General features: G+C 66.7%; 15 protein-coding genes. 5 read left to right on the top strand and 10 right to left on the bottom strand.

The window, feature by feature from the left end; all coding sequences use genetic code 11:
- Positions 1-103 precede the first annotated feature (103 nt).
- Positions 104-1,201 (top strand): NAD(P)/FAD-dependent oxidoreductase, encoded by a 1,098-nt coding sequence (locus JQ639_RS15755; RefSeq protein ID WP_211966825.1) that lies wholly within the window; start codon positions 104-106, stop codon positions 1,199-1,201.
- Positions 1,202-1,588: 387 nt separating this feature from the next.
- On the opposite strand, the gene JQ639_RS15760 is transcribed toward JQ639_RS15755, so the two are convergent.
- Positions 1,589-1,774 (bottom strand): YdcH family protein, encoded by a 186-nt coding sequence (locus JQ639_RS15760; protein WP_211966824.1) that lies wholly within the window; start codon positions 1,772-1,774, stop codon positions 1,589-1,591.
- A gap of 345 nt (positions 1,775-2,119) precedes the next feature.
- Here JQ639_RS15760 and JQ639_RS15765 point away from each other — a divergent pair, with 345 nt between their 5' ends.
- Positions 2,120-2,326, top strand: coding sequence for a YdcH family protein (locus JQ639_RS15765; protein ID WP_211967233.1), 207 nt, complete (start codon positions 2,120-2,122; stop codon positions 2,324-2,326).
- Positions 2,327-2,350: 24 nt separating this feature from the next.
- Here the strand turns inward: JQ639_RS15765 and JQ639_RS15770 are convergent, their stop codons facing one another.
- The gene (locus tag JQ639_RS15770) at positions 2,351-3,211 is read right to left on the bottom strand and encodes a GGDEF domain-containing protein (protein ID WP_371745097.1); all 861 of its coding nucleotides are present in this window, start codon (positions 3,209-3,211) and stop codon (positions 2,351-2,353) included.
- A gap of 404 nt (positions 3,212-3,615) precedes the next feature.
- On the opposite strand from JQ639_RS15770, the gene purE reads away from it, so the two are divergent.
- The 3 genes from purE to rpsU all read left to right on the top strand — a co-directional run bounded on the left by purE (position 3,616) and on the right by rpsU (position 5,691).
- Positions 3,616-4,104 carry a 5-(carboxyamino)imidazole ribonucleotide mutase gene (gene purE / locus JQ639_RS15775; protein ID WP_211966822.1) on the top strand — a complete coding sequence of 163 codons (489 nt, stop codon included), beginning with the start codon at positions 3,616-3,618 and terminating at the stop codon, positions 4,102-4,104.
- Entirely contained in the window at positions 4,101-5,225 is a 1,125-nt protein-coding gene (locus JQ639_RS15780) for a 5-(carboxyamino)imidazole ribonucleotide synthase (RefSeq protein WP_211966821.1), read from the top strand. The genes purE and JQ639_RS15780 overlap by 4 nt, the downstream gene beginning before the upstream one ends.
- Before the next feature lie 172 nt (positions 5,226-5,397).
- Positions 5,398-5,691: a 30S ribosomal protein S21 gene (gene rpsU, locus JQ639_RS15785; protein ID WP_211966820.1), complete on the top strand. Its 294-nt coding sequence runs from the start codon at positions 5,398-5,400 to the stop codon at positions 5,689-5,691.
- Positions 5,692-5,776: 85 nt separating this feature from the next.
- Here rpsU and JQ639_RS15790 read toward each other — a convergent pair whose 3' ends face one another.
- The 8 genes from JQ639_RS15790 to JQ639_RS15825 all read right to left on the bottom strand — a co-directional run bounded on the left by JQ639_RS15790 (position 5,777) and on the right by JQ639_RS15825 (position 13,177).
- Entirely contained in the window at positions 5,777-6,580 is an 804-nt protein-coding gene (locus JQ639_RS15790) for an alpha/beta hydrolase (RefSeq protein WP_211966819.1), read from the bottom strand.
- Between the two features lie 95 nt (positions 6,581-6,675).
- Positions 6,676-7,626 (bottom strand): hypothetical protein, encoded by a 951-nt coding sequence (locus tag JQ639_RS15795; RefSeq protein ID WP_211966818.1) that lies wholly within the window; start codon positions 7,624-7,626, stop codon positions 6,676-6,678.
- A 322-nt stretch (positions 7,627-7,948) separates the two neighbouring features.
- On the bottom strand, positions 7,949-9,043 hold the full coding sequence (locus tag JQ639_RS15800; RefSeq protein ID WP_211966817.1) for a calcium:cation antiporter: 1,095 nt from the start codon (positions 9,041-9,043) through the stop codon (positions 7,949-7,951).
- Between the two features lie 101 nt (positions 9,044-9,144).
- Positions 9,145-9,984, bottom strand: a complete 840-nt coding sequence (locus tag JQ639_RS15805; protein ID WP_211966816.1) for an enoyl-CoA hydratase-related protein — start codon at positions 9,982-9,984, stop codon at positions 9,145-9,147.
- A 79-nt stretch (positions 9,985-10,063) separates the two neighbouring features.
- Positions 10,064-11,464: an NAD(P)(+) transhydrogenase (Re/Si-specific) subunit beta gene (locus JQ639_RS15810; RefSeq protein WP_211966815.1), complete on the bottom strand. Its 1,401-nt coding sequence runs from the start codon at positions 11,462-11,464 to the stop codon at positions 10,064-10,066.
- A gap of 22 nt (positions 11,465-11,486) precedes the next feature.
- Positions 11,487-11,810 carry a proton-translocating transhydrogenase family protein gene (locus JQ639_RS15815; protein ID WP_211966814.1) on the bottom strand — a complete coding sequence of 108 codons (324 nt, stop codon included), beginning with the start codon at positions 11,808-11,810 and terminating at the stop codon, positions 11,487-11,489.
- An 11-nt stretch (positions 11,811-11,821) separates the two neighbouring features.
- Positions 11,822-12,952 carry a Re/Si-specific NAD(P)(+) transhydrogenase subunit alpha gene (locus JQ639_RS15820; protein ID WP_211966813.1) on the bottom strand — a complete coding sequence of 377 codons (1,131 nt, stop codon included), beginning with the start codon at positions 12,950-12,952 and terminating at the stop codon, positions 11,822-11,824.
- Between the two features lie 72 nt (positions 12,953-13,024).
- Entirely contained in the window at positions 13,025-13,177 is a 153-nt protein-coding gene (locus JQ639_RS15825) for an aa3-type cytochrome c oxidase subunit IV (protein ID WP_211966812.1), read from the bottom strand.
- Between the last annotated feature and the right edge of the window lie 48 nt (positions 13,178-13,225).

A 13,225-nucleotide genomic window follows, 5' to 3' on the forward strand; every position in this document is an offset into this window, starting at 1 on the left:
GAAGCCTGAAGCCACGCACAGCCCGGCACGAACCAGCATGCGGGATGCGACACGGCGAAAGGCGCGCGATCCCACTAAATGGGATGGGATGGGGAACGAGCGAATGGACAGGGTTGATTGCATCGTTGTCGGTGCCGGCGTCGTCGGCCTCGCCGTCGCGCGCCGCCTCGCGCTGGCCGGCCGCGACGTCATCATCGTCGAGGCCGCCGACGACATCGGCACGGGAACGTCGTCGCGCAACAGCGAAGTGATCCATGCCGGCATCTACTATGCTGCCGGCAGCCTGATGGCGCGGCTGTGCGTCGCCGGCAAGCGCGCGCTGTATGCTTATTGCGAAGATCATGGCGTTCCGCACCGGCGCTGCGGCAAGCTCATTGTCGCGACCTCGGCCGACGACAACGACAAGCTCGGCGCGATCCGCGCCCGCGCCGCGGCGAACGGCGTCGACGATCTTGCGCTGCTCGATACCGCGGCCGCGCAGGCGCTGGAGCCGGCGCTGAACTGCACGGCGGCGCTGCTGTCGCCGTCCACCGGCATCATCGACAGCCATGCCTACATGCTGGCGCTGCGCGGCGACGCCGAAGCCGACGGCGCGATGATCGCGTTCAACGCACCGCTGCAACGCGCAGAGGTCACCGCGGACGGCCTCACCGTCGAGATCGGCGGCGAGGCGCCGATGACGCTCGCATGCCGCCTGCTGGTCAATGCCGCCGGCCTCGGCGCGCCGGCCGTTGCACACGCCATCGACGGCATGCCGCGCGCGCACATTCCCACGGGCTATCTCGCCAAGGGCAACTATGTCAGTTGCAACACGCGCGCCCCGTTCTCCCGGCTCATCTATCCGGTGCCCGAGCCCGGCGGCCTTGGCGTGCATCTCACGCTCGACATGGGAGGCCAGGCCAAGTTCGGCCCGGACGTTGAATGGGTCAGCAGCCTTGACTATGAGGTCGACCCTGCCCGCGTTGCGCGGTTCTATCCCGCGATCCGGCGCTATTGGCCATCGCTGCCCGATGGCGCGCTGTCGCCGGGCTATGCCGGCATCCGCCCCAAGATCGTGCCGCCGGACATCGCCGTGCAGGATTTCGTCATCCAGGGACCGCGGGATCACGGCGTCGGCGGACTGATCAATCTGTTCGGCATCGAGTCGCCGGGCCTCACGGCATCGCTGGCGATCGCCGACCATGTCGCGGAGCTCGCCTGACCACGTCGCATCCCCGCCGACCTCAGGCATCGCGAAGGCTTGAAACCCAGGCTTCGAAATACAGGCCTTGAAACACAGCCCTCGAAATAAAGCGCTCGAAATAAAGCGCTCGAAACACAGGCTTTGCGCCTGCGCCGGATCTGCACCCCGGACCCAAAGATACGAAAGCCTGCTTCAGGCGTATCGCCCGAAGCAGGCTTTCGTGGATTCCCACCTGTCGTCCATCATGGTGACGTCGTCATCACATCCGCCGTCTCTGCACCGGCCTGTCGCAACGCCTGGCTGAGGATTGTCCAGTCCTCTGAGGTCCGTCGTTTTTGTCTCAGCCTGTCGACGGCATGCGCGTCATGGATTGATCGGTGATGGATGAGAGGACGCGTGCTGTTCCTAATGGAGCGTGTCGCTCGAGGCTTGCCTCAGACGCTCGATCTCGTCCTTGACCATCAGTTTACGGCGCTTCAGTTCGACGATCCACAGATTGTCCGTGGACAGATGCCTCATGGCATCGTGCAATTCGCTTTCCAGAACCCTGTGTTTGCGTTCCAGTTCAACGAGATGCGCCTCAATCGCCATAAGAAGTCTCCTCTATCAGATGGACCTCAGCTCTGGACCTGGACGATTGATAGTACATGAGCCGATACGGCTGTCGACAGGAACGTGTTACAGCTCCTCAAAATGTCATTGCATAAGGCAAACGATCCAATTTGATTCGCGCTGGCGTGAGTCGCGTTCACGATCGGCAACCGGCGCGCGATATCTCGCTCGCGCAGCATGCGACAACACGGCCATTCTCCACAGCTCTGGTTACCGTCGCGCGCAGCACTTGATCCCGCCGCTGGCAGGGATCATCATTTTCTGCAATGAGATTGTGGAACCCGTGCCGGATCCCGGCGCTCCATGATCCGACTGCTGCGCATGATGACCGAACAGGACAATCAGGAATTCGCTCTGGAACTGGCCCGGCTGCAGCAGGAACATCGTGACCTCGACGCCGCCATCGAGGCGCTGCAGCACTCCCCGGCCCCCGACCAGCTCCGCCTGCAGCGGTTGAAGAAGCGCAAGCTGCAGTTGCGCGACCGTATCTCTTTCATCGAAGACCAGATCACGCCCGACATCATCGCCTGACGGCCGGGTGGCGACGCTACGGTTTCAGGAGCGCGCGAGGCGGCGCGCCGCCTTGCGCGCGTACATCGCGAGATCGGCGCGCTCGAGGGCGCCCTGCGCGTCATCGGCCGCGGTCAGCACCGCAATGCCGCTCGAGGCACCTGCCGTCATCGGCTGCCCGCGGAACACGAACGACAGCGCGTCGACCGCATCCTCCAGCGCAGCCGCCTTGGCCAGGGCGTCGGCCTCCGTCAGATTCCACAACAGCACCGCGAACTCGTCGCCGCCGAGACGGCCGACCACGTCCGAGGCGCGCACATGGCGCAGCACGGCATTGACGACGGCCTTCAGCACCGCATCCCCCGCAGCATGGCCGAAGGTGTCGTTGATCGGCTTGAGGCGATCGACATCCAGCACGACCAGCACGCCGCTTGCCCGGTAGCGCTTGATGTAGGCGATCGCACGCGTCAGCTCGCGCTCGAACCCGCGCCGGTTGAAGACGTCGAGCAGGCCGTCGGTGTCGGCGAAGGCCTCGAGTTCCGCGATCCGCTCCCGGGCCTCGGCGAGCTCTGCGGTCAGGGCGCGGATGCGCGCCGCAAGGCGGGCGTGATCGCGAGGTGACGCCCCGCCCCGCGTGGCGAGGGGCCGCGGCGTGACGCCCTTGGACCGTGGGACCTTCGGACCAGCGGCAACAAGCCGCGCCGCTTTTGGGCCTGCCGCCTCGATCTTGGTCCTGGTCCCGTCCCGCTTGGCTGCCCCGGGTTTGGCGCCCCTGGACTTCACTGCTGACGACTTGGAGATTAACGACTTGGCGACTAACGACTTGGCGACTGACGACTTGGCGACGCCCGGCTTGGCGGCTTTCGCCTTAACAGCCTCCACCAGGACGAGGCGCGGCACAGCCACCCCGGCCCGGGCCGGCCGGCGTGGTCGCGCGATGTTCTCGGAGGGGCGCGGTGGGCGCAAACGAGGCATGGTCAGGGTCGGGCGATCATGGACAGGGAACCAGAACCGGGCCCGCAAGTTCCTACCATCCGCCCCGGCGAGCGGGAGGCGCAGGCCCCAATGCACAAATTCCCGATGGTCCGATTCGCAACGACAGGATAGTCCATTCCTACGGTACCGCCAGCCTGGCCCCGGCCATGCCGATGGGCGAGACAGCCGCCTGCCGCGGCGTCACGCCACTGCCAAATCCTTGACGTGGCGCGGGTTCCAGGCCCACCCTGCCATTCCAACACACGGGCAGACAGGCTAGACGTCCGCCTGCTACGCTAAGTTTTGATTCCGGATTTTCAGCGAAGACCATCTGAATGACAGCCAAAGTCGCCATCATCATGGGAAGCCAGTCCGACTGGGAGACCATGCGCCATGCGGCGGAAACCCTGACCGGTCTCGGTGTCGCCCATGAGGCCCGCATCGTGTCCGCCCACCGGACGCCGGACCGCCTCTATGCCTTCGCAAAGGGGGCCAAGGCTGCTGGTTTCCAGGTGGTCATCGCTGGCGCCGGCGGAGCCGCGCACCTGCCGGGCATGGCGGCCTCGCTGACCGAGCTGCCGGTGTTCGGCGTGCCGGTGGAATCGAAGGCGCTGTCGGGCGTGGATTCGCTCTACTCCATCGTGCAGATGCCGGCCGGCATTCCGGTCGGAACCCTGGCGATCGGCAAGGCCGGCGCCATCAATGCTGCCCTGCTGGCCGCCAGCGTGCTGGCGCTGACCGACGCCGGTCTCGCCAGCCGGCTGGCCGCCTGGCGCAAGCGCCAGACCGATGCGGTGGCCGAGCGCCCGGAGGGCTCCGCGTGACGTCCACCCGGCAGGCCCGGCTGAAACCCGGCGACACCATCGGCATTCTCGGCGGCGGCCAGCTCGGCCGGATGCTGGCGCTGGCAGCCGCCCGCCTCGGGCTGCGGGCCCAGGTGTTCTCTCCCGATCCGGATTCGCCGGCGTTCGACGTGGTGCAGAATGCAACCTGCGCCGAATATGCCGACGTCGAGGCGCTGGAACTGTTCGCCACCGACGTCGACGTCATCACCTATGAATTCGAGAATGTGCCGGCCGCGACCGCGATGATCCTCGCCGCGCGACGCCCGGTGCTGCCGGACACCAGGGTGCTGGAAACCACCCAGGATCGCCTCGCCGAAAAAACCTTCGTCGGCGGCCTCGGCATTGCCACGGCGCGCCATGCCGACGTGGCGTCGGCGGACGACCTCAAGGCCGCGCTCGGCAAGATCGGCACGCCCGCGGTGCTCAAGACTCGCCGTTTCGGCTACGACGGCAAGGGCCAGACCATCATCCGTGACGGCGACGACGTCGAGGCCGCATGGGCTGATCTCGGCACCAAGTCGGCGATTCTCGAAGCCTTCGTGCCGTTCGAGAAGGAAATCTCGGTCATTGCCGCGCGCGGCGCCGATGGCCGCGTGGTGTGCTTCGACGTTACCGAGAACGAGCACAGCGACCACATCCTGAAATTCTCCCATGCTCCGGCGCGCATCCCCGCGGCGCTGGCGGAGGAAGCCCGCGGCATCGCCACGCGGATTGCCGAGGCCCTGAACTATGTCGGCGTCCTTGCGGTCGAGCTGTTCGTGCTGCCGGCGGCAGGCCCGGGCACATCCCCCAGCCTCCTCGTCAACGAGATCGCTCCCCGGGTACACAATTCCGGCCACTGGACGCTGGACGGCGCCTCGGTGTCGCAGTTCGAACAGCATATCCGGGCCATTGCCGGCTGGCCGCTGGCCCAGCCCGTCCGCCATGGCGACGTCACCATGACCAACCTGATCGGCGACGAGATCGGCGACTACGAGAAGTGGCTCACGGTTCCCGGGGCGACGGTGCATCTCTACGGCAAGGGCGCCGCACGTCCGGGCCGGAAAATGGGCCATATTACCGAGGTGAAACCCGCGATATCCGGCCCTTCCGGCGCCTGACCGCAGCCCCCGGAAAAACGCTGGAGCCATGCGTAAAAGTGGCCCCGGCAGGTGGACATTCGCGGTTCGATCTGTTATTTCCGCGCCCTTGATACGGATGACGTGGCCTTTGCCGGTCCTTCGCAATCTTCCGAATTCACATTTTGACTACACCACATACAAAGGATGCTGCGTGCAGGTTCTTGTCCGCGATAACAACGTCGACCAGGCTCTCAAGGCGCTGAAGAAGAAGATGCAGCGCGAAGGCATTTTCCGCGAGATGAAGCTCCGCGGTCATTACGAGAAGCCGTCCGAAAAGAAGGCCCGCGAAAAGGCGGAAGCCGTTCGCCGCGCCCGCAAGCTCGCGCGCAAGAAGCTGCAGCGCGAAGGCCTGCTCCCGATGAAGCCGAAGCCCGCTTTCGGCGCTCCCGGCGCTGACCGTGGCGCTCGCGGCGGCGCTGGCGCTGCTCCGCGCGGACCGCGCTGATCATCGGAACGACGTTCTGAAGAACCGTAACGCGGGTCCCTCCGGGCCCGCGTTTTTCGTTGCCTGAGCAACGAGTTCCCCCGGACTACGGCATCTCCGCGAGGAACCGGCGCACCACATCGAGCGCGCCAAGCTGATCGAGATTGACGTGGGTTCCGCCGGCGAACGCCACGAACTGCTTCGGCTCGGGCGCCAGGGCATACAGCCACTGCCCCAGCGCAAACGGCACCACTTCATCCCGTTCGCCATGCATGATCAACAGCGGTGCCTTGAGCGCGGGCATGCGCTGGTCGGACGCGAAGCGGTCGCGCATCAGCCAGCGCACGGGCAGCCACGGAAACCGGCCCGCCGCGACCTCGACGATCGAGGTATAGGGTGCTTCGAGGATCAGGCGGCCGACGGGCCGGGTCGTTGCCAGCGCCACCGCCACGCCGCTGCCGAGGGAATAGCCCCAGGGCACCAGACGCTCGGGCGCATACTTCGCCGTCGCGAAGGCGTAGGCCGCGTCCGCATCCCTCAGCAGGCCATCCTCGGTCGGTGAGCCGCTCGATCCGCCATAGCCACGAAACGATACCGCCAGCAGTCCGGTACCGTCGGCGACGATGGCGCGGAAGCGCGCGACGCGCCAGGCCAGAACCTCGCCATTGCCATGGAAGAAGAGGACGACCGGCTTGCCGGGCTTCGGGGGCACATGCCAGGCGACGATGCGCTCGCCGTCCGTGGTCGCGAGCTCGACCTCGGTCGCGGCCGGAAAACCGGCCGCCGCCGGCGCCACGCGGATGGTCTGAGGGACGGGATACAGCAACGCACGCTGAAACACGAAGAGCGTCGCCACCACGGCGAGATAGCCGAGCGCGATGATGGCGGCGATCCAGCGCAGCGGCGTCATGGCGCTTGCGGGCTCACGGACGGGGAAAAAATGGAGCGCAACACGGCCTGCGCCGCGCGACCGGGAGCACGATAGCTCCTTGAGTCGTTGCACTTCTACTGCGGCACCACCGCGTTGATCACCGAGCGGGCTGCCGAGAACACATCGTCAGCCACCGTCGGCCGCGGCGGCGTCGCTGCGGCCTGCAGGTCAAGCGGACGGGCCCCCGGAATATCGGCGGGCGGAATCGGCCGGTTGGCGTCGGCCGCGGCGTGCGTTGGCGCCACCGAAGGCTGCGGCCGGCCGGGCAGCGTCTCGATCGCCGGAGCGACCACGTTCACCGGCGGCGGCAGCGGCTGCACGAGCGGACGCGGTGCGACCGGCGGCACTGTAGCCACGACGCTTGGATGCGCCGGCTCCCGCGGCATCACGGTGGCGGGTTCGGCCGTCTTGCCGAGATCCTTTGCGGCCTCCCGCGGCGGCTCCTTCACCGCTTCGGCGGCGCGCGGCGGCTCCGATGTCCGCAGACGCTCGATCGCGGCACGGGCCAGTTCGTTGGCGTCGCGGTCGCGGCGCTCCTCGGCGGTCGCCGGCGGCGTCAACGCCGCCGTCTCGGTCGCGGGCGCGCTGGCCGGCGCAGCCGGCGTTGCCGCCGGCGTGCTGCGGGCCACCGCCTTCTCGCGTGGCGGCTGGCGCCTCAGGTCGATGATCCGGATGGCGTCTGCCGGCTTCTCACCTTTGGCGGTGTCGGCGGATTTGACGTCGATGGATTTGGTTTCGGCGGCCTTCGCGGTGACGGCTTCGCCCCTGGCGTCCTTCGTCACGTCCTTGCCGGTCGCGTCCTTGCTCGTCACGTCCTTGTTTGTCACGTCCTTGGGCGTGACGTTCTTGGGCGTGACGTCGATCGCACCATGATCGTTGCCGGCCGGGCTCGCCTTGGCATAGGACGCCTTGGTGTCCGACTGCGCTTTCGGAACGATGTAATAGTTAACGATATACGCACCCACCACCGTCGCGACGATGGATGGAAAAATCTGCAGGAAGAACTGCGAGACGTATTTGAGCATGACGACGGCGCGACCCCACGGCCTTAGATCCCCGCGTGTGTGATGCTGGAACTTTTGGGCCGATTGAGGGATCAACTGCGACAGTTCAAAGGCAAGTCTGACAAACGCGCGACCACTCTCCGCGCAGCGCGATGGCAGGATCGACACGGCCCCGCCGGACGACCACTTTCGACCGCCTCCGCGCGACCGGCTGCGTCCAGGAAGGATCCGAGGCGGGCTCGAAGTCCGGCCCAAGCCCACCTCAAACCGCCCCTCAATCCAGACCAAGACCAGACCAAGGCCGGATCAAGTCCGGACCGTTGCCCGACCCCTGGCGGCAGGGCTATGGCGAGAAGATCTTGAACAGGTAGATCGCGAACACCACGAGGTGCACGAAGCCGAACAGCACATTGGTGCGCGGCGTGCTGAAGGTCAGCATGCTGACGGCGATGGTCAGCAGGAGCACCACCATATCCTGCTGGCTGAGGCCGAGCACCAGCGTCTTGCCCATGGTCACGGCGACCACCGCGACCGCCGGGATGGTGAGACCGATGGTCGCCAGCGACGAGCCCAGGGCGAGATTGATGCTCTTTTGCAGGTCGTTCTTGCGGGCCGCCGAGATCGCGGCGACGCCCTCCGGCATCAGGATGAGGAGCGCGACGACGACACCGGCGAAGGCCGGCGGCGCGCCCATCATCTCGGTGGCGGCGTCGACCACCAGCGAGAATTTCTTGGCCAGCAGCACTACGGCCAGCAACGCGACGACCAGCAGCGCGAAATTGATCGTCAGCTTCTTGCCGAGCGGAATACCGCTGTCGGGCGAGTCGTCGGTCTCGACGATGAAGTAGTCGCGGTGCAGCACCGTCTGGGTGTAGAGGAACACGGCGTACAGCGCGATCGTCACCAGGCTGACGAAGGTCAGCTGGCCGACGGTATAGACCGGCCCGGGCGCCGCAGTGGTGAAGTTCGGCATCACCAGCGTCATGGTCGCCAGCACGACCAGCACGCTGAGATAGATGCTGGACCCCGTCATCTGGAAGTTCTGCTCGCGGTAGCGCAGGCCGCCGGCGAGGATGCAGACGCCGACCAGGGCGTTGCAGACGATCATGACGACGGCGAACACGGTGTCGCGCGCCAGCGTCGGCACCTCCTTTTCGCCGAGCATGATGGTGGCGATCAGCGCGACCTCGATGATGGTCACCGACATCGTCAGCACCAGCGTCCCGAACGGCTCGCCGATCTCGTGGGCGATGACCTCGGCGTGGTGAACCGCGGCGAACACGGTGCCGAACAGGATGGTCAGCAGCAGCGCCGCGAACACGAGGCCCGGCAAGGTCCGGGAAAAGTCGACGCCGAGAATGGTGGCACCGGTGAAAAACAGGACGGCCAGCAGCGGAAACAGCCACGACGATCGTGGCATCGGGCCATGGAGATTCATGACGGCTGGCGCCCCACTTCCGAAATTCGCGATGGCGGCAGGATGCGCCGATACCCGGGCATGGCGCAAGAGGCCGCGCGCGGCTGGCCGGAACCAGACCCTCAGGACGTGCAGCTGAAATCCGGCGGCCGCTTCTCGACGAAGGCCCGCACCGCCTCGCGATGTGCCATCGTACCGGCGGCCGCGACCATGTTGTCCGCCTCATGATCGAGCGACGACAGGAAGTCCGCGGTCAGGGCATGGTCGAGATTGTCCTTGATGCCGGCGAAGGCCTCCGTGGGTCCGGCGGCGAGGCGCGCGGCCCAGGCCAGGGCCGCGGCCTGCAGTTCGGCATCGGGCACCACGCGGTTGATCAGGCCCAGCGCCTCGCCGCGGCGCGCGTCGATACGCTCGCCGAAGAACATCAGTTCGCGGGCCCGCGCCGGGCCGGCGAGGCGGGTCAGCAACCAGGAGATGCCGTAGTCGCCGGTCAGCGCGATGCGGGCGTAGCCCGTGGCGAGGAAGGCGCTCTCGGCCGCGATCCGCAGGTCGCAGGCGAGCGCGATGGCGAGGCCAGCGCCAGCCGCCGCGCCCGGCAGCGCCGCGATGGTCGGCTTGCGCACGCCCACCAGCGCCCCGGTCAGGGTGCGCTGGCGCTCGCGCAGCCGCGCCACCTTGTCGGCCTGGGACAGCTCCGCGCCCGAGGCGCGATCGCCCATGCCCTTGACGTCGCCGCCGGCACAGAACGCGGTCCCGGTGCCGGTGAGCAACAGCGCGCCAACGGCGGGATCGTCGCCCATCCGGCGGATCATCCGCCGCAGCGCCGGAGTCAGCTGGTCCGACAGCGCGTTGCGGGCGTCAGGACGGTTGAAGGTGATAATGGCGACGCGGTCACGCAGCGAGCACAGCAGCTCGGGCGTTCCGGTGTCGATCTCTTGGCCGATCGTCGGGGATGCGGTCATGGCGGCCTCGGGCTGGGGACGGCCGCACTATAGACCAGTCAGTGCCGTTTTGGCACTGACTGGTGGACGCTCGACGGCGTCACATCGCCTTGACGATGCTCTCGGTGACCTTCTTGGCGTCGCCCAGCAGCATCATGGTATTGTCGCGATAAAACAGCGGGTTATCGATGCCCGCGTAACCCGACGCCAGCGACCGCTTGATGAACATCACGGTGCCGGCCTTCCAGACCTGCAGCACAGGCATGCCGTAGATTGGTGAGGTCGGGTCTTCTTCGGCCGCCGGGTTTGTGACGTCGTTGGCGCCGATGACGAAGGCAATGTCGGCCTGGGCGAACTCGGAGTTGATGTCCTCGAGCTCGAACACCTCATCGTAGGGCACATTGGCTTCCGCCAGCAGCACGTTCATGTGCCCGGGCATGCGGCCCGCCACCGGATGGATGGCGTACTTCACCTCGACGCCTTCCTTCTTCAGGATGTCGCCCATCTCGCGCAGCGCGTGCTGCGCCTGGGCGACCGCCATGCCGTAGCCCGGCACGATGATCACCTTCTGGGCGTTCTTCATGATGAAGGCCGCGTCATCCGCCGATCCCAGCTTGACCGGCTTGGCTTCACCGCCGCCTCCGCCGCCGGCCGCCGCGGTCTCGCCGCCGAAGCCGCCGAGGATGACCGAGAAGAACGAGCGGTTCATCGCGTGGCACATGATGTAGGACAGGATCGCGCCGGACGAGCCGACAAGCGCGCCGGTGATGATCAGCGCCGAGTTGCCGAGCGTGAAGCCGATGCCCGCGGCCGCCCAGCCCGAGTACGAGTTCAGCATCGAGATCACGACCGGCATGTCGGCGCCGCCGATCGGGATGATCAGCAGCGCGCCGAGCACCAGCGCGATGATGGTGATCAGCCAGAAGTCGACCTGACTCTGGGACGTGACGAGGCCATAGATGAAGAAGATCAGCGCCAGCCCGAGCACGATGTTGATGATGTGCCGCGCCGGCAGGATGATCGGCTTGCCGCTCATGCGGCCCGACAGCTTGAGGAACGCGATCACCGAACCGGTGAAGGTCAGCGCGCCGATGGCGACGCCGAGCGACATCTCGACGAGGCTGGAGCCATGGATGTTGCCGCGGCTGCCGATGTCGAAGGCGCCGGGCGCGTAGAACGCCGCCGCCGCGACCAGCACCGCCGCCATGCCGACCAGCGAGTGAAAGGCGGCGACCAGTTCCGGCATCGAGGTCATCGGCACGCGGCGGGCGATCACCGCGCCGATGCCGCCGCCGATGGCGATGCCGAGGATCACCAGCAGCCAGGCGATGCCACCGGACGGCGGATGCGCCGCAAGCGTGGTGCCGATGGCGATCGCCATGCCGGCCATGCCGAGGAAGTTGCCCTGCCGGCTCGACGCCGGGCTCGACAGCCCGCGCAGCGACAGGATGAAGAGCGCGCCGGCCAGAAGATACAGCAGCGCGGAAAGATTGGCGTTCATTTCAATGCCCCCCAGATCGCGCTTACTTCTGCTTCTTCTTGTACATCGCCAGCATGCGCTGGGTGACGAGGAAGCCGCCGAAGATGTTCACCGATGCGAAGATCAGCGCGACGAAGCCGAAGCCCCGCGCCCACAGCGAAGCCTCGCCGTCGCCGACCAGCGCGACACCGACCGCGAGCAGCGCGCCGACCACGATCACCGAGGAGATCGCGTTGGTCACCGACATCAGCGGCGTGTGCAGCGCGGGAGTCACCGACCACACCACGAAGTAGCCGACGAACACGGCAAGGACGAAAATCGACAGCCGAAACACGAACGGATCGACGGCCTGCACGACATGTTCCATGGCGGCTCTCCTTATGCGCTCTTCGGCTGGAAGTTCGGGTGGATGACCGCACCGTCCCTGGTCAGCGCGGTGGCCTTGACCAGGTCGTCGTCCCACTTCACCGCGAGCGCCTTGGTCGACTTGTCGACCAGCGTCTCGATGAAGGCGAACAGATTCTTGGCATAGAGCGCGGAAGCCGAAGCGGCGACGCGGCCGGCAAGGTTCGGGAAGCCGACGATCTTGATGCCGTCGAGGTCGACGACCTCGCCCGACTTCACGCCCTCGACATTGCCGCCGCGCTCGACAGCGAGATCGACCAGCACGGAGCCCGGCTTCATCGACTTCACCATGTCGCTGGAAACGAGGCGCGGCGCCGGCCGGCCCGGGATCAGCGCCGTGGTGATGACGATGTCCTGCTTCTTGATATGCTCGGCGGTCAGCGCGGCCTGCTTTGCCTGATACTCCCTGGACATTTCCTTGGCATAGCCGCCGGCGGTCTCGGCCTGCTTGAACTCGTCGTCCTCGACCGCGATGAACTTGGCCCCGAGGGACTCGACCTGCTCCTTCACCGCCGGGCGCACGTCCGTCGCGGTGACGATCGCGCCGAGGCGGCGGGCCGTGGCGATCGCCTGCAGGCCGGCAACGCCGACGCCCATCACGAATACCTTGGCGGCGGGCACGGTGCCGGCCGCAGTCATCATCATCGGGAAGGCACGGCCGAACGCGTCCGCCGCCTCGATCACGGCGCGGTAGCCGGCGAGATTGGCCTGCGACGACAGTACGTCCATCACCTGCGCGCGGGTGATGCGGGGCATCAGCTCCATCGCGAACGCGGCAACGCCGGCATCCGCCATGCTCTTGAGCGCGGCATCGTTGCCGTAGGGGTCCATGATCGCGATGACCAGCGCGCCGCGCTTGTAGGCGGCGAGTTCGCTCGCCTCCGGCCGCTTCACCTTGATGACGATGTCGGCGTCCTTGACCGCATCTGCGGCGACGGTTGCGCCCGCTGCCTGGTACTCGGCGTCCGGCACGCCGGACTTGACGCCCGCGCCCGGCTCGACCGCGACCTCGGCGCCCAGCGCCTTGAATTTCTTCACGGTCTCGGGCACCGCCGCGACACGCGGTTCGGCCGCATCGATTTCTTTGGCAATGGCAATTTTCATGTTTCCCCCCTGCGGCCGAGCGGTCGCACACAATTCAGCCGCCGGCGACGAGCGCCGGCGGGACAGACGTGATCAGAGAAGGAAGATCGCCATCAGCACGACGAGCAGGATGACCGCGGTGGTGCCCCAGGTCACGAACTTCAGGAAGCCCTCGTAGGTGGCCTCGTGCGCGGGATAGTCGTTCCCGTCCGCGGTGGTGTAGGCAACTTCACTATGGTTGGCCATCGGTCCCCTCCAGCATCTTAAAAAAGGTATCGGGAATTAGCCCAATTG

The organism is Bradyrhizobium sp. U87765 SZCCT0048, assembly GCF_018131225.1.
Taxonomy (GTDB): Bacteria; Pseudomonadota; Alphaproteobacteria; order Rhizobiales; family Xanthobacteraceae; genus Bradyrhizobium_A.